11 protein-coding genes are annotated in these 16161 nt (G+C 56.6%); 8 read left to right on the forward strand and 3 right to left on the reverse strand.

Going from position 1 to position 16161, the window contains the following annotated elements:
- Positions 1 to 62: 62 nt before the first annotated feature.
- The 4 genes from dapA to BLS60_RS02670 all read left to right on the forward strand — a co-directional run bounded on the left by dapA (position 63) and on the right by BLS60_RS02670 (position 4121).
- Positions 63 to 941: a 4-hydroxy-tetrahydrodipicolinate synthase gene (dapA, locus tag BLS60_RS02655; protein ID WP_070881678.1), complete on the forward strand. Its 879-nt coding sequence runs from the start codon at positions 63 to 65 to the stop codon at positions 939 to 941.
- A 17-nt stretch (positions 942 to 958) separates the two neighbouring features.
- Positions 959 to 2077, forward strand: coding sequence for an outer membrane protein assembly factor BamC (gene bamC, locus BLS60_RS02660; protein ID WP_092364299.1), 1119 nt, complete (start codon positions 959 to 961; stop codon positions 2075 to 2077).
- A gap of 218 nt (positions 2078 to 2295) precedes the next feature.
- Entirely contained in the window at positions 2296 to 3162 is an 867-nt protein-coding gene (locus BLS60_RS02665) for a phosphoribosylaminoimidazolesuccinocarboxamide synthase (RefSeq protein ID WP_092364302.1), read from the forward strand.
- A gap of 188 nt (positions 3163 to 3350) precedes the next feature.
- Complete coding sequence (locus tag BLS60_RS02670) at positions 3351 to 4121, forward strand: SDR family NAD(P)-dependent oxidoreductase (RefSeq protein ID WP_092364305.1); 771 nt, start codon at positions 3351 to 3353, stop codon at positions 4119 to 4121.
- A gap of 140 nt (positions 4122 to 4261) precedes the next feature.
- Here the strand turns inward: BLS60_RS02670 and BLS60_RS02675 are convergent, their stop codons facing one another.
- On the reverse strand, positions 4262 to 7024 hold the full coding sequence (locus tag BLS60_RS02675) for an NACHT domain-containing protein (protein WP_092364308.1): 2763 nt from the start codon (positions 7022 to 7024) through the stop codon (positions 4262 to 4264).
- Between the two features lie 495 nt (positions 7025 to 7519).
- On the reverse strand, positions 7520 to 8227 hold the full coding sequence (locus tag BLS60_RS02680) for an abortive infection family protein (RefSeq protein ID WP_092364311.1): 708 nt from the start codon (positions 8225 to 8227) through the stop codon (positions 7520 to 7522).
- Between the two features lie 234 nt (positions 8228 to 8461).
- On the opposite strand from BLS60_RS02680, the gene BLS60_RS02685 reads away from it, so the two are divergent.
- Positions 8462 to 9082: a tyrosine-type recombinase/integrase gene (locus tag BLS60_RS02685; RefSeq protein ID WP_092364314.1), complete on the forward strand. Its 621-nt coding sequence runs from the start codon at positions 8462 to 8464 to the stop codon at positions 9080 to 9082.
- A 210-nt stretch (positions 9083 to 9292) separates the two neighbouring features.
- On the opposite strand, the gene BLS60_RS02690 is transcribed toward BLS60_RS02685, so the two are convergent.
- Positions 9293 to 10264 carry a LysR family transcriptional regulator gene (locus BLS60_RS02690; protein ID WP_092364317.1) on the reverse strand — a complete coding sequence of 324 codons (972 nt, stop codon included), beginning with the start codon at positions 10262 to 10264 and terminating at the stop codon, positions 9293 to 9295.
- A 146-nt stretch (positions 10265 to 10410) separates the two neighbouring features.
- On the opposite strand from BLS60_RS02690, the gene BLS60_RS02695 reads away from it, so the two are divergent.
- The 3 genes from BLS60_RS02695 (at position 10411) to BLS60_RS02705 (ending at position 15913) form a co-directional block, all read left to right on the forward strand.
- On the forward strand, positions 10411 to 11202 hold the full coding sequence (locus tag BLS60_RS02695; protein WP_092364320.1) for a response regulator transcription factor: 792 nt from the start codon (positions 10411 to 10413) through the stop codon (positions 11200 to 11202).
- Between the two features lie 104 nt (positions 11203 to 11306).
- On the forward strand, positions 11307 to 13574 hold the full coding sequence (locus BLS60_RS02700) for a hybrid sensor histidine kinase/response regulator (protein WP_167357638.1): 2268 nt from the start codon (positions 11307 to 11309) through the stop codon (positions 13572 to 13574).
- 23 nt (positions 13575 to 13597) lie between these two features.
- Entirely contained in the window at positions 13598 to 15913 is a 2316-nt protein-coding gene (locus tag BLS60_RS02705) for a TonB-dependent receptor (RefSeq protein WP_092364326.1), read from the forward strand.
- Positions 15914 to 16161: the final 248 nt, after the last annotated feature.

Consider the following 16161-nt stretch of genomic DNA (forward strand, 5'->3'; position numbering starts at 1 on the left):
GCTTGTGCAAGGCTGGTGGCGCCAGTACCATTACGGCTCTCTTTTTCGGCAGGAGCGGTTGCATGATTGCGGGCAGTATGGTGGCACTGGCCACGCCCATGGATGCACAGGGTAATCTCGATTGGGACGCCTTGAGCAAACTGGTGGACTTCCACCTGCAAGAGGGCACCAATGCCATCGTCGCGGTCGGCACTACTGGTGAGTCGGCGACGCTCGACGTCAACGAGCATATCGAAGTCATCCGTCGCGTGGTTGACCAGGTTGGCGGCCGTATTCCGGTTATCGCCGGCACGGGTGCCAACTCCACCCGCGAGGCCGTCGAGCTGACCCAGAACGCTAAGAGCGCTGGCGCCGACGCTTGCCTGCTGGTTACGCCTTACTACAACAAGCCGACCCAGGAAGGCTTGTACCTGCATTTCCGGCATATCGCCGAAGCCGTGGCCATTCCGCAGATTCTCTACAACGTGCCGGGCCGTACCGCCTGCGACATGCTGCCGGAAACCGTCGAGCGTCTGTCGCATGTCGACAACATCATCGGTATCAAGGAAGCCACCGGCGACCTGCAGCGCGCCCGTGACATTCTCGACCGCGTCAGTGCCAACTTCCTGCTGTACTCCGGCGACGACGCCACCGCCGTGGAGCTGATGCTGCTCGGCGGCAAGGGCAACATCTCGGTCACCGCCAACGTCGCGCCACGTGCCATGAGCGACATGTGCTCGGCGGCCATGCGCGGCGAAGCGGCGATTGCCCGGGCGATCAACGACCGGCTGATGCCGCTGCACAAGAACCTGTTCATCGAAGCCAATCCGATTCCGGTGAAGTGGGCCCTGAACGAAATGGGCATGATGGCCGACGGCATTCGCCTGCCGCTGACCTGGCTGAGCCCCCGTTGTCACGAACCGCTGCGTCAGGCCCTGCGCCAGTCCGGTGTATTGGTCTAATCGAGGAATTACGACGCATGAAGCGACTGGCCGGACTTTCCGCACTTGCTCTGATCATCACCAGCACCAGTGGCTGTGGCTGGGTCTGGGGCGAAAATGGCTACTTCCGCGATCGCGGCAGTGATTACCTGACCGCACGGCAGACTGCGCCGATGCAGCTGCCCGCCGATGTCGAGGCCAAGCGCCTCGACCCGTTGCTGCCGGTTCCCCAGCACATTCGCGACAGCGACGTGCAGGGCGAGTACGACGTACCGCGCCCGCAGGCACTGGCCGTGGCGGGTGACGTCAGCGAATTCAGCCTGCAGAACAGTGGCGACTCCAGCTGGCTGGTCGCCCAGCGGGTTCCGGCTGAAGTATGGCCTGGCGCCCGACAGTTTTTCGAAGACGGCGGTTTCCGCATCGTCGACGAGCGCCCGCAGACCGGCGAATTCAGCACCGACTGGCAGCGCTTCGACGCCTTGTCCAGCAGCATGCAGAGCCGCCTGAGCGGCCGCGTGGCCGGGCTCGACAACAACACCGAAACCCGTGTGCATGTGCGCCTCGAACCTGGCGTACAACGCAACACCAGCGAAATCTTCGTGGTGACCGCGCAGCGTCCGGCAGGTAGCAGCGCTGACGTGCCGTTCACCGAGCGCAGCGTCAACAAGGCGCTGGACGCCGCGCTGCTCGACGAATTGCAGGTCAACCTCTCGCGCAGCGTCGAGCAGGGCGGTTCCGTATCCCTGCTGGCGGGGCGCGACTACGACGCACCGAGCCGCGTGAGCCTGTCCGAAGATGGTAACGGCAATCCCGTGCTGAACCTGAGCACCGACTTCGACCGCGCCTGGTCCGGCGTTGGCCGCTCGCTGCGTATGGCTGAGCTGCGCATCGACGACATCAACCGGACGCTGGGCGTCTACTACGTCAACCTGGCCGAAGGCCCGCAGCGCGCCAACGAGAAGCCCGGCTTGTTCAGCCGCATGTTCGGCGGCTCGGAGAGCAAGGACGATATCGAAGCCCGCGCCGAACGCTATCAGGTTCGCCTGACTGCAGTGGGCGACACCGTGCAGGTGACGGTCGAGAAAGACCTCAACACCGTGGCACCGTCCGACGTGGCTCGCCGCGTTCTCGGCATGATCCAGGAAAATCTCGGCTAAGCCATTTGGGTCGAGCGATTGGCGATAGGCGAAACCTCCCGGGGTTTCGCCTTTTGTTTTCATAGACAGGCCACTTGGGAGCCTTTAGAAACGCAGCGATGACAACGCAGATAGTTTCTAGAGGTGCCCCTTGGCGCTAGTTTGTTATCTACCAGGCCGTCGGTCGTCACTTAGACGAAGAGCGGCGCGACTTTCACGCGACAAGGCGGAATCTCGATATGACCACACCTTCCCTGAGCCTGAAGAAGATCTATTCGGGCAAAGTCCGCGATCTCTACGAGATCGATGACAAGCGCATGCTGATGGTCGCGACCGATCGCCTGTCGGCTTTCGACGTGATTCTTGAGCAGCCGATTCCGGAGAAGGGCAAGATCCTCACCGCCATCTCCAACTTCTGGTTCGACAAGCTGGCAGACGTGGTGCCCAACCACTTCACCGGTGATCGCGTCGAAGACGTGGTGCCGGCTGCCGAGCTGCCGCTGGTCGAAGGCCGTGCCGTGGTCGCCAAGCGCCTCAAGCCGGTCGCCGTGGAAGCCATCGTACGGGGCTACATCGTCGGTTCCGGCTGGAAGGAATACCAGAAGAGCGGCACCGTCTGCGGCATCCAGTTGCCGGCCGGGCTGAAGGAAGCCGCCAAGCTGCCGCAGCCGATCTTCACCCCGTCGACCAAAGCCGCCGTCGGCGATCATGACGAGAACATCAGCTTCGAACAGTGCGAAGCGATCATCGGCGCCGAGCTGGCCGCCAAGGTGCGCGACACCTCCATCGCCCTGTACGTCGCCGCAGTGGAATACGCTGCCACCCGCGGCATCATCATCGCCGACACCAAGTTTGAATTCGGCCTCGACGAAGACGGCACCCTGACTCTGATGGACGAAGTGCTGACCCCCGATTCCAGCCGATTCTGGCCCGCCGATAGCTACGCCGAAGGCACCAACCCGCCGAGCTTCGACAAGCAGTTCGTGCGCAACTGGCTGGAATCCACCGGCTGGAACAAAGAGCCACCGGCTCCGGCCGTACCGGCCGACGTCGCCCAGAAGACCGCTGACAAGTACCGCGAGGCGCTGACTCGACTGACTACTTGAGTGTTTCGTCTGGCATCAAGAAAGCGCCGCCGACCCAGCAATGGGCGGCGGCGCTTTTTGTTAGGTGGTAGGGTTTAAGCAGGTGCTGACCGCCAGGAAGCGGCTTTTTAAAGCCATCAAGATGGGAGCGTATCTGTCCTTTTTTTCCTGGTTCCCACGTACTTCAGCCACGCTCCTCAAGGTGCCTTATGAGTTTGATACCCGAACTGAACAACGAAGCGGACGTGCTCATATGCGGAGCCAGCCGAGGCATCGGCTTGGCACTGTGCGCGGCTTTGCTCCCTCGCGGTGACGTAGCCCGCGTGTGGGCAGTCGCGCGAAAAGCCAGTACCTCCCCAGAGCTGGCAGCGCTTGCAGGGCAATATGGAGAGCGCCTGAAACGAGTCGACTGCGACGCGCGCGATGAGCAATCCCTGGAAGCGCTGGTGAGCAAGGCGCGTGAAGAATGCGATCACCTGCACCTCGTCATCAGTACGCTAGGCATTCTTCATCAAGACGGTGCAAAAGCAGAAAAGGGTCTGGCACACCTGACGCTTGCGAGCATGCAAGCGAGCTTCACGACCAACACCTTTGCGCCGATCCTGTTGCTTAAACACCTGCTCCCGCTGTTGCGCAAACGACCGTCTACCTTCGCGGCGCTCTCCGCGAGAGTTGGCTCTATTGGCGATAACCGATTGGGTGGCTGGTACAGCTACAGATCCAGCAAAGCGGCGCTCAACCAGCTGTTACACACGGCCAGTATCGAACTAAAACGCCTGAACCCTGCCGCTACCGTGCTGGCAATACATCCAGGCACAACCGACACGGATCTGTCTCAGCCATTCCAGGCGAACGTTCCCGAGGGACAGCTGTTCGAACCGGCGTTCTCAGCGGATCGCATTATCGAGTTGGTAGGGGCGCATGGACCGGCCGACAGCGGCACGTTCTGGGCTTGGGACGACAAACCCATTGTCTGGTGACTTAGGACGCGAATACATGAAATCCATCTGCTCAACTGGCCCGTCTGGCCGGCTGCTCTCGGCCAGAAGCGGACGTAAGTAGTGATTGCTTGCGACTCAAAGCTGTCTGTTGCCACACAATCGGTAGTCGTTCCTGAGCATCAGACGGCGATCAATTTTTCTGTCAACGATTCAATTTCATCATTTGGAAGGCTTTGAGTCAGAAAATCCTTAACGCCTTGCATGTGTCTTGGATGTAGGCGATACCCATCGTCGGAGGAAGTTTTGGATGGCTCTTTGACCAGGAAGCCTTCGGCTATGAGCAGGTCTAGAAGACTAATAAGGTTTATTTTTAGTTTCAGGGTTCCGCATTTTTGCTTATAAACGGAATCCGATTTCCATACGAACGATCCACCTGCGAAGCCTACACGAAACACTTTTTTCAAGTCGCTAATGACGTGGTCGGTTCGCTTCTCTTTATCACCAGCGGATATCTCTATTGCATCCAGAAGGCCTTGGCATAGCACGCAGTCACTATCGAAGTTAGCGGAGCTTATAATATTTTTACCGAAATGCTTTTTCTCAATGTTGTGGAAATGGCATGACTTAAAAATTACTTCGCCTTCAGGTATTGCAGACTTGCTTAAAGCGGTGTAGTCGTCAAAGTGGCCGTCTCGAATCGTGAAGAAGCTGAAGTCGAGTGGATAAAACTCTCCATAAATAGCAATATTTTTTAGCTCTTGCCCATGTTGCCGGTCGAGCAGCTGAAGTATGCGTTCAGAGTTCTCAGCTCGATTGAGGTTGGATCCATCAAAGTAGATGTAGAGAAGGGCGGATGCCAACTTTCGATTGGTGACATTGGTAGGGGCACGATCCGTTTCGCTCAGTTCGCTCAGAAGTGCTTGCTCATATTTAGATCCAGGATTTTTATACTTGCAGATTTCTTTGACAAGCGCGCCTCCACGATAACAGTTTTGTGCAAGCTCTCTACGAATGTTGTTATCGCTCTCTTTGTCGCGGGTATTGATAAGATAAGTAAGGTATCGGGCCTTAATCAGATATTCGATAGTATCGTATTTGATCTTAAATCGGTCGCCTTGGCGAGCCAGAAGGGTCGACGTATGATAGTTTTTGGCCGTTTCCTCTGTGATAGCGGCACCGTTACCAGCTGCGGCGATAGCGATGAGATCGAAAAGTTCAGCGGAGCTAACTTGCCCTCCATTTTGAAAAATGACATCGCTCAAGATTGTAAAATACTGATCACATGTGTTGATTCCGAGGGACTGCTTTCCTATTTCTCGGTCCATTAAGCGATAGACGATTTTGTCCAGCGGCTCGTTTAGCTTGAGGTACATACTCTTTTGATGGTGCGGTAACGCCTTAGTTGGTTCGCTGGCTAGTTCGCAAGCCAGTCGCAGGATAAGTGGTGTCACTTGAGCATCAGTGCCGAGGCTAGCAATAATTTCTTTTGCTGTGAGGATTTTCCGGCCCTCGCCTGGGAAGCGTTTGTGGAGATATTTATCGATCAGCCGCTGGTCAAAGCCCTTGATATAAAAAATTTTAACATCATCAATCTCGAATGCAGCCTTGTTGATTTCTCGCGATGTCAAAATTACAGAACAATTTTGGTAGGTGTCGTTTAGCTCCTTGACCGAGTCAATAAACTTCTCCAGCGAGAATCGCTCTTTCATTTTCGACTGAATTTCGTCGAGGCCATCAATGATAATCAAGATATTACCCGAGCTGATGTTCAATCCCAAGCTATTTGGGTCGATATCCAAATCGGCAACTAGTGAATACAGCGTTTGTAGTGAGTCGACCACAGTGCCTGCAGGGAGTTCTTCTGGAATATCGAATGACGATATGAGTATGGCTTTTTTCTTAAGGCCGCTGCTTTGATACTTGTTTACAAGCTGAACGGTTTGCTCGCAAAATGTGGTTTTTCCTGCTCCGCCTTCCCCGAATACCACATATATTGGTTTTTTCTCGCGAAGTTTATTTTTAACTAAAGACTCCACAAAATCCAGGCTCAGCATACTTGGTGAGTCAGAGTGCAGGTTTTGATCGATGAAGTATGGTACTTCCGGAAGTTTGGTGATTTCTTTTGCAATTTCTGGCAAACATCTATCCCAAATGTAATCCTCGATGAACTCGTAAGTGCACGACATTCTGGGCAGACAATCTGTGAACTCTTTCGATATCCGCATAATACTGTCTTTCCGATTTCGTACAGGTGTTCGTGTCGTCGTGCTGATCTCCACTGGAAAGAGAAACGTCAAGCTTGAAAGCTCCGCTATTTTCTCGAATGCGAAGACGGTTTCAAAAACTTGATTAAAGGTTATATTTCGGCCGAGGAATAGAATTCCGATTTTTCTACCATCAGCTTCGTTCAGCGCAAAAAATTCAAAATCTTTGGAGGATTGATGAAGGTAGATCTTTCGATTTGGATAAACAATAGAGACAATTTTTTCGCAGCGCCAATTTTCCGTTTCAATGACGGACTTATGGATTTTGTAATATATTTCATCTGGTATTTTTTGGTCGATGTAAAACTTTTCTTTCGAGTTGAAAACCAGTTGGATTAAGTTGTCGAGTGCTTGCTTGACTCGCTCAATCTCATCCTCTTCAACAATATCGTCGGTGTCATGCGACTCAATATTTCCGTAGCTTTGCAAAATACCCAGATCTGTTTTGATGCGCTTCAAATGGTTTTTTGGCATCGACTGAGTTGCTGGCGATAGGCTATTCAATAAAGTGTTAAATTTTTCGGCTTCAGCTTTAGCGCGGACTTCCTCCGAGTCAGAGCTCAACAGGATGATTCTGCAGAATGCTTCGCCCGCTTTTCTTGCGCAATTTAAATCGTGAGTCCTATCGAATTCGGCAATATAACCGCCCAGACGTGATACGACATTTCCAAGATCCATCTCGCCGCTCCAGTTTTAGCATATCAAAGTAATGTCATTATGGCATTATTGCTTTGGGTTGTCATCAATCTACGTTTTTGGGTTTAGCCCAGTGCGACGATAACGCGGAGAGGTTGAATTTAGCCCCCGAGACAAAAAGTTGGTGTTTGTTCTCGGAGTTTTTAGTGGTATTAGATTGTCGGTTAGTCTCGGCGACTCTTGTAGCGACAACCTTTATCTGATCTGGAACAAGACTACAATGTACAATGCGCACATCGTGTATGTTCAGGATTTCATCTGTGATTATTATTTGCTTACGTCGATTAGCTGTCTGCTACGGGTCGATAGTGGTCGATCACGAATGACCGACACCGAGTCAAAGCCGCCTGTTGTCTTATCTGTGAAACTAGGTCGATTCAGGTGCTGATTGGATATGGGACTTCACCACACATAGAAAACATCTCACTGCTATATCGGAGCATGTTAATTATATATCTTGGTGTATTTTAGTGAGGATCACTCACCCGACTCAAACTCCTCCAAAAGATATAAAGCCGCTGCCCCTGCAAGGTTCACACAGAAACCTGCTTCACTCTTTGTAGGAGGTATACTGCTCGATGCCGCACCATGCGCATCTCCGTGTTTGTTTCTCATATCACCAATGCCCCAAATGATTGAACTCAGACCTTCAATGGTTTTCTCAATAGGTTTTCCTTTGACCTCTACACCAAGGGCGTCAATCGCTCTGCTGAATAGTTCTTTATTACTTTCAATAGCTTTTCCACCACGCTGCTCAATGATCCATTTGAGCGTGGTTTCAAGCAGACTTCTTGCAGCCGTTATCGCACCACTTGGGTCTGTTATGCGGCGATGGAGCGCTTTTTCCCATTTTTCTCGAATGCTATAGCTTGGAGTTCGGTCAAGCAGCTCAGCCAAAGCCTCATCGGCTGGTGTCGGCTCGCCGGAAGACTCTTGTAAGAGACGTTCACCCTCGTAGGTAAGCCCCCCGTTTACGAGTATTACAGCATAATATCCATTACCAGACATGGATTCCTTTCTGGGAATCATTTTTTCTATGTAACCTTGGCTGTACGCGTGAACTACTGTCTTTGCAATATCCTGGAATTTCTTTAAGTCGTTGGGTGACGAACTTTCAGGTCCAAAGGACTTCACTCCCGAATGAATTTTGCGGAGTACCTCATGTAATAATATATCTATACTCACTGTGCCCACTCCTCACTGTATCCCCAGTATATTAAGTCCCAGCCCGGATGTGGCTTTATGCGGCTCCACTATATTACCAGTGAGTTAAAAGTATGCGAGCTAGGGAGAGCGCGATCTCACCGGTCCAATAAAAAATGGGACAGATTGATTTGCTGCTGACCGGCCGCTCCTGGCCGGTTAGCGACCATTGCTCTGGCGAGCCATCTTTGTACTCCCACACGTGGAGGACTCGCCATGAACATCATCACTACCTGCAGCCGTCAGCCCTGGAACAAAGGGAAATTGGTCGGGCAGAAAACCCCGCTCCGACTGAGAGATATCTGGGCGATCCGAGTAAGGCTGCAAATTGCAGAGAGAACCCGTGATCTGGCCCTCTTCGATCTGGCTATCGACAGCAAGCTTCGGGCTTGCGACTTAACCAAGCTGCGTGTGCGCGACGTAGCTCATGGCGAACTCATGTCATCGCGAGCTATGGTGATGCAGCAGAAAACGCAGCGGCCAGTGCAGTTCGAGATAACTGAGCAAACACGGTCTGCTCTCGCAGCCTGGATACATCAAGCACAGCTCCGTAGCGAGGACTGCCTTTTTCCGAGCAGGCTGCACACCTCAGAGCATCTATCTACGCGTCAATACGCTCGTATCGTGAAAGGCTGGGTGAAAGCTATTGGCCTTGATCCTGCCATGTATGGCACTCACACAATGAGACGTACGAAGGCATCACTTATCTATCGCAGAACGAAGAATCTGCGGGCGGTTCAACTGCTGCTCGGCCATACGAAGCTGGAGAGCACCGTCCGATATCTTGGGATTGAGGTCGATGATGCTTTGGAAATGGCGGAGCAGACCGAGGTCTGACCATGTAAAGCGGCGGTCGATGCCAGGCCGTCGCTAACCGGCCAGAAGCTGACGTTCGCAAACAACCACTCGCTTTCGGCTGCGGCCGAGATATACAGCATTGCGTATCAGGGCAGATGCACTTTGAATCAGAGCGCCACCTTGACGGCTTCGACTTTTTTCTTTGCCAGCCCGGCCCACCACAAATCAGGCCGCTAGCAAAACAGCGTTTCAGATTACCCTTACCCCATCCGGCAACGCAGTGCTGAATGATGCCTTTATATGGTCGATCAGGTATCGAGCAGTGGAAGTGATGCCTTTGTGGGGAGGTGTTATCGCGTAAAGCTTCGCCGGCCTTAACGCTTCGCTTTGGCAACTAGGCAACAGCTCTTTCACGGCGAGGTGCGCGGAGCAGGTGTGACGCGCTATGTACGCGAGGCCCAGGCCAGCACGTGCTGCGCTGAGGAGCGTTTGGCTCGAGTCAACGATAAGCGCGGGGTGACTGATGGTTTTGTCCCCCTTAACCAATTTCCATGGGGCAGGGCGCGCTGGAGTACCGGTGGTCAATAGGGCGCCGTCGGGAATTCCGTTGAGCGTGCTTGGATGGCCCAATCGAGCGAGAACGGCAGGCGTGCCTACGATTACCATTTCCAATTCGGCTAACGGTCGTGCGACGATCGAGCTACTCATCTCTGGAACTGCGTCAAGCGTGAATGCCAGATCCAGGCGCTGGGTCGCTAAGTCAATTTGCCCGTCTTCGAGGGTGAGAGAGAATTGCACCCGTGGATGCAGCTTTTGGAAATCAGCCATCGTAGCCAGCATCCACGACGCCATGGCACTTGGTACTGCTAGTTTCAGAAGTCCGCTCGGTGTATCTGTTGACTCCTGTGCTGCCCGCATCGCTGATTCCAGCGAACTGATCACATCGAGCGCGTACCGGTAGACCTGCTCACCGATAGTCGTCATGGCGCATAGACGTGCACTGCGATTGAGTAACTGGACCTTGAGTTGCCGTTCAAGGTGGGCAATACGTCTGCTCAGGCTGGACTTGCCTACGCCTGTTTGTTCCGCTGCTGCGGAGAAACCACCCGCTTCGATGATTTGCACGTACCAGTAAAGATCTGTCAGAACGGCCGCTTGGCTTGCTGGGTTAGGTTGCTGTTTAAGCAACGCATCGTTGGTCTGATTAGAACGCCTTGTCATGTTTCCCCCCGCGGTTATTGCGTTATCTTATACGCCCGCAAGCGGAGTGCCTTTGAATGCGCGTATCTGGCTTTTGTTTGTAGGGACGCTGTCGAAACAAAAAATAATGAAGTCGACAGCGCTGTCTTAACCAGGGGAAGCAGGTGATGAAGGGTGGCTCGGTGGCAGGTCATGTGCCTCAGATTCTGGTCATTGATGATGTGCCGGAAGATATCCGCTCACTGCTGATATTGTTGCGCGCTCAACCGTGGCGTCTCTCCCTGGCCACTGACGCCAGGCAGGGCTATCAGCGTGCAGTGGCGCTGCGCCCCGACCTGATTTTGCTCGATGTGCGCATGCCGCAAATGGACGGGTTCACCCTAGGGCGCCTGCTGCGTGAGTCTCCGGCGACTGCCCGCATACCGCTCATTTATCTGACTTCGGCCGGGGCGCTTGAAGAGCGTCTTGAGGGGCTTTCTCTGGGTAGCGTGGACTATGTACTCAAGTCGTGTGCGCCCGAAGAGGTGCTGGCGCGCATCTGTATCCATCTGCAACTGGCGTGGCGTGAACTCGCTGCGCCTGCTGCTGGATCAGAGCAGCCAACCGATGATGACTCATTGATCCTCCGGGCTGCGATGCGCCTGATTAACCAGAGTCTTGACGAACTGCCATCACTGGCCGAGATTGCGCGCAAGGTCGGCACCCACGACAAGCGCCTGTCCGCGATTTTTCGCGAGCACCTTGGCACGACAGTGTTCGCTTACGTGCGCGATGCGAGGATCCGCCGCGCTCAGGAACTGCTGGTCGATAGCGCTTTGAGCATGCAGGACATTGCCGAACTGGTGGGATTTCGCAGTGCTTGTAATTTCACCACCGCGTTTCGCGAGCGTCAGGGCATGACGCCCAGCCAGTTTCGCCAGCAGATGCGTGGCGCGCCGGCTACGGTGCTGGGAAGTTGATGATTCGACTGATCCTGCTCGTAATATCTCTCTGCCTCGCAGGTGCCGCCTCGGCGGCGTCCTTGTGCACCACCGGCCAAACCAACCTTTCTGAGCATGCAGGCTTGCTGGACGATCACGGTGGAGTGCTGGATGCCGAGCAGGTGCTGGTCCTGGGAGGCGAAGCATTCGCCCCCATGGACGAGCCTCCACTGGTGCGCGAGTACAGCCGCAACGCCTACTGGATGCGCATTGAGCTGCACAACGATAGTTCGCAAGACTGCCTGCGGTGGCTCACCGTGGGCGACCCTCGTCTGCAGGACATTCGCGTGTACGTCGTGCGGGCTGGCGGCATGGAGGCCATGCGCGCAGGTAGTAACTACCCGCTGGATGAGTGGCCGGTCGCCGACAGGCAACCTCGTTTTCCTTTGGCGTTGGCGCCTGGCGAGCAAACCACCGTGTTGATTCGTGTTGCGGGTGCTTCGCTGTTTATTCTGTCGCCCACGCTCTGGACGAATGACGCCTTGCTGGAGCGGCGCCAGTCGGTATACCTGTCCGATGGGATCACCCTGGGTATCGTGTTGTTGATAGTGCCCTTCAGTCTCGTCGTCGGCTGGATCCTGGGCTCGCGGCTGCTTCAAGTCCATGCCGCATCCGTGTTCAGCTATGTGTTGCTGACGGCCGTGATCAATGGCTATCTGGTTTTCTGGCCATCAATGCTGCATTGGACTCAAGAGTTAACGGCGCTTATCAGCATGGTGTCGTTCATTTGTGTGCTGGCCTATGCACGAGTGCTGCTTCGGGTACGACAGTTGCCTCGGCTCTGGGGCCTGCTATTCAATGTTCTCCTGCTGGCTTATTTGGGCGGTTATGCCTGGGATTGGTTCGTCGCCCGTCCTGACGGGCGTATCGTCGTCGAATGGGTGATGCGCATTGGGGTCTATGCGCTGTTACCCGCTACGCTGCTGGCCGCTTGGTACCTCGGCCTTCGGCTGCGCTGGATGGCTTGGGCAGTGCCGCTTCTGTTTTTACTGCAGTTCGTGATTCGCTACATCCTGAATCTGAACGACGTAGTGCCGGGTCAGTCTCGCGACGCCTTTCTTAGCTTGGCATCGACCTTGCCCGGTATCGTGTTGTTGGTGTGCACGCTGATAACGGAAGTGACGCTGAGTCGTCGCCGGGAACACCGTGCCTTGAGTGATCTGGATGCTCAGCGTCAGGCCGAGCACGATCGTCTGGAAAGCACGGTGGAGCGCCGCACCCGCCAGCTCAGGGATTCGTTACGTGCTCGTAGCTCGCTAATGGCCCGTATCAGTCATGACTTGCGTTCGCCGTTGATTGGCATCGTTGATTACGCACGTCTGCTGCAGTGCGGAGAGCTGCGTGACTACCCACGCAAGATCGAGCGTCACGCGCGTCAGCAGCTTGAAATGATCGACGAGCTGCTGGAATTCTCCCGCAGCGAATTGCAGCACATGGAACTGACACTGGCGCCGGGATACCTGTATGGCTTCTTGCAGGAAATAGAGGAGGAGGCAGCCTTTCTTGCCGAGCGTCAGGGCAATCGGTTTGTCTGCCACATCGCGGCTGATTTACCGCTGTTGGTCCGTGCCGATTTTCAGCGCTTGCGCCAGGTATTGATCAACCTGTTGAGCAATGCCGCCAAGTTCACCCGTGACGGCGTTGTGCAATTTGATGTGAGTTGCCTGAGTTGCGAGGCTGGCATGGCGCAGTTGCGTTTCGGCGTGACGGATACCGGAATCGGTATTCACCCGGACGAGCGCGAGCAATTGCTGCTGCCATTCCGACGTGGCCGCAATGCCGGGGATTTCCAAGGAACCGGCCTGGGCTTGTCGATCGTTACCCAGCTGCTGCACCACATGGGCGGTGAGCTGCACCTGGACGCACCCGCGGGGATCGGCAGTCGCTTCGTCTTCGAGCTGAGTTTCGAGCAGGCTGGGGAAGAGGATCTGGAAGGCAATCTGGTCGAGAGCCACAGTGCGGCGGTTGACGGCGCCGGGCGTCGCGTCCTGTTCGTCGACGATGTGGCGCATAACCGGGAAGCGCTGTTCGATCTGCTAGCCGGTTACGGCTTTGATGTCGACGTGGTCGGCGACGGCGACAGTGCGCTGCAGCATCTCGCCGACTCGCCTTACGCCTTGCTGATCACTGACCAGATGATGCCGGGCATGGATGGCTGGGCTTTGCTGAGCGCGGTGCGCCAGCGTCACCCCGGCTTGCCCGTGATGCTCTATTCCGCCGCGCCGGCAAGGCCGCCGGTGGGCGAGCCCGGCCGTTTTGATGCGGTGCTGCTCAAGCCTGCAACCAGTGCAGAGTTGCTGGCGTGCATCGAACACCTTTGCCCTCTGGGTGCGCCAGGTGGTGTCGCTTGAGGGGGCGAGGGTTTGTCACGCCGATGTTGCTAGCCGCCTGGGTACCGGCTTTTGCGCCTGGCCAGGTGATGGCCGAACAATCGGCGCCCGAGCGGGTTCTCCAGCTCGATGAAGTGCGGGTTACCGCGCGGCATCGCAATGAGCAAGCCGAAGACGTGCCCATCGCCCTCAACGTGCTGGACGGTAGTCGCCTCGACGATGAGGCGCTGCACCGCCTGGAGGACATACAGCAGGCCGTGCCGTCCTTGCTGGTATCGGTACCCAATGCGCGCTTCGCCAGCTACGGCATTCGCGGGCTCGGCTCCAGCGCCTACAATGACGGCCTTGAGGGCAGCGTCGGGATATTTCTCGATGGGGTCTACCTGGGGCGCGGCGGCATGGCGGCTTCCGAACTGGCGGATATCGAGCGGGTGGAAGTGCTACGCGGCCCTCAAGGCACGCTCTTCGGGAAGAACACCACCGCTGGCGCCGTGAACATGTTCAGTCGCGCCCCGACCTTCGAACCGGAGGGGAGCGCCGAGCTGACGTACGGCCAGCAAGGTCTTCGCCAGTATCGAGGTAGCTTTTCCGGGGCGCTTGTCGACGAGGTTCTGGCGGGCCGTTTTACTGCCTACGATTCGTCCCGTGATGGTCAGATCGAAAACCTTCACGATGGTCGTGACCTCGGTAACCAGCAGCGTCAGGGGTTCCGCGGGCAGCTGCTGTGGACTCCCAACGAGCGTTTCAGTGCACGGTTGATCGGGGAGTACGCTTGGCAGCACGAGCACAGCAATGTCTTCCTGCCCAGCCATTACAGCCAGCAGACGCTGGCGCGAGCCGCCTACGTGGGCTATCGGCCGTTACCTGCCGATCCCTACGCCCGCGAGGTGCAGCACGACCAACGCAACGTCACCCAAACCCGGCAGAACGGCCTGACCCTGCAGCTTGATCATCAGTTGGACAATGGCATGACGCTGACCAGCATCAGTGGCTATCGGGATTGGCATTACCAGGCCGACCTGGACGCCGACGGCGGCGCGCTCGATGTCGCCGAGGTCGGCGCGCGGCTCGACCAGCACCAGTTCAGCCAGGAGCTGCGGTTGAGCGACTCGTATGGCGAAACGCTTGATTACGTGGTCGGCCTCTATTACCTGCGCCAGCATTTCAATCGGCGGATCGGCGTTGGCTTCGGCGAAGATGCCGCGTCGTTCTTCCTGGGTGATCGGCCGGAGCTCCAGGCGCTGGGCATCACCCCGGCAATGATTCCCGCCTCGCTGCTGTCCGGTACCCGACAGGCCTTCGACGGCGAGCAACTGAGCGAGAGTCGGGCGGTATTCGGCCAGTTCACCTGGCACGCCACGCCACGCCTGGCGATTACCCCAGGCCTGCGTTACACCCAGGAGCGCAAGCGCGGCTGGCTGTCCCGTGATGTTTCGGGCCTGGCGCCGCTGGGCAACGATCTCGTCTCGCTGATAGGCGGCGCGCAGCTGCGTGAGACCACCTTGGGCGGTGCTTATTACCGGAGGGACGGCATCGAGGAAGGCAACTTGTCCGGGCAGCTTGCCGTCAGTTATCGCGTTAGCGATGACCTGCTGGGCTACGCCAGTTGGTCACGCGGGTACAAGGCCGGCGGCATCAACCTTGAAGTGATACAGCCCGGCGCGCAGCCAACCTTCGATGCCGAGCGAGCGACGGCTTATGAGGTGGGCCTCAAGCACACCCTGTGGAACGAGCGCGCATCGATCGACCTGACGCTTTACCAGACCGACGTGGACGACTACCAGGCGCTGTCCAACAGCGCACCGGTGGACGAATTCGCGCCGCCGATTCGCAACAACCTCATCAACGTCGGGAAGGTTCGCCTACGAGGCATCGAGCTGGAAGGGGCGCTGCGCGCCAGCGAGCGGCTCGACCTCCGGCTCGGCGTCGCCTTGAGCGATGCCCGCTACCGCGAGTTCGCCAATGCGCCGTGCAGCCCGGGCGTGCAACGTGTGTCATGCGACCGTGGTGGCGAGCGGCTGTTCAACGCACCGCGCTGGAGCGCCAGTGCCGGCGTGGATTACCGCTACCCGTTGAGCGCTGGTTGGCAAGCCTACAGCGGGCTGGACTACAGCTTTCGCAGCGGCTACCAGGGCACTCTAGAAGGTGGGCCGGGCAGTGAGCTGCCGGCTCGCTCGCTAACCAACACACGCCTCGGGTTGCGCCAGGGCGACGGGCGCTGGGAGGCCGAACTATGGGTGCGCAACCTGTTCGACAAAGAGTACCTCACCGCCGTATACGCGCAGCTCGGCGCGGGTGACTACGGCGTACTGGTGGGCGACTCGCGCAGCGCCGGAATGACTCTGCGAGCACGCTGGTAGTTCCGCGTCACTCGTCGGGTTTTTGCTTTGCTGCGGCTGCGCCATCGCTTCGGGCCGTCCGCTTTGGCAAAGGTCGGTTCAGCGCGCCGCAACCCTGCCAGGCGCCGTTATTACGGGCGCGCCTGTCTGCCAGGCCAAGTATTTGGCTTTCGCTGACCTTTTCTCGCGCGGACGATCGTGTGTTCACGCGCAACGCTACTTCCCGCTTGGCCGTCTTGTTGCCGGCGCCTCCAATCACCACTCTGCCG

It is taken from the genome of Phytopseudomonas seleniipraecipitans, from assembly GCF_900102335.1.
GTDB classification, from domain to species: Bacteria; Pseudomonadota; Gammaproteobacteria; order Pseudomonadales; family Pseudomonadaceae; genus Aquipseudomonas; species Aquipseudomonas seleniipraecipitans.

Coding starts and splice junctions, on each gene's coding strand:
- dapA (WP_070881678.1), top strand. CDS start 63: ATGATTGCGGGCAGTATGGTGGCACTGGCCACGCCCATGGATGCACAG.
- bamC (WP_092364299.1), top strand. CDS start 959: ATGAAGCGACTGGCCGGACTTTCCGCACTTGCTCTGATCATCACCAGC.
- BLS60_RS02665 (WP_092364302.1), top strand. CDS start 2,296: ATGACCACACCTTCCCTGAGCCTGAAGAAGATCTATTCGGGCAAAGTC.
- BLS60_RS02670 (WP_092364305.1), top strand. CDS start 3,351: ATGAGTTTGATACCCGAACTGAACAACGAAGCGGACGTGCTCATATGC.
- BLS60_RS02675 (WP_092364308.1), bottom strand. CDS start 7,024: ATGGATCTTGGAAATGTCGTATCACGTCTGGGCGGTTATATTGCCGAA.
- BLS60_RS02685 (WP_092364314.1), top strand. CDS start 8,462: ATGAACATCATCACTACCTGCAGCCGTCAGCCCTGGAACAAAGGGAAA.
- BLS60_RS02690 (WP_092364317.1), bottom strand. CDS start 10,264: ATGACAAGGCGTTCTAATCAGACCAACGATGCGTTGCTTAAACAGCAA.
- BLS60_RS02695 (WP_092364320.1), top strand. CDS start 10,411: ATGAAGGGTGGCTCGGTGGCAGGTCATGTGCCTCAGATTCTGGTCATT.
- BLS60_RS02705 (WP_092364326.1), top strand. CDS start 13,598: ATGTTGCTAGCCGCCTGGGTACCGGCTTTTGCGCCTGGCCAGGTGATG.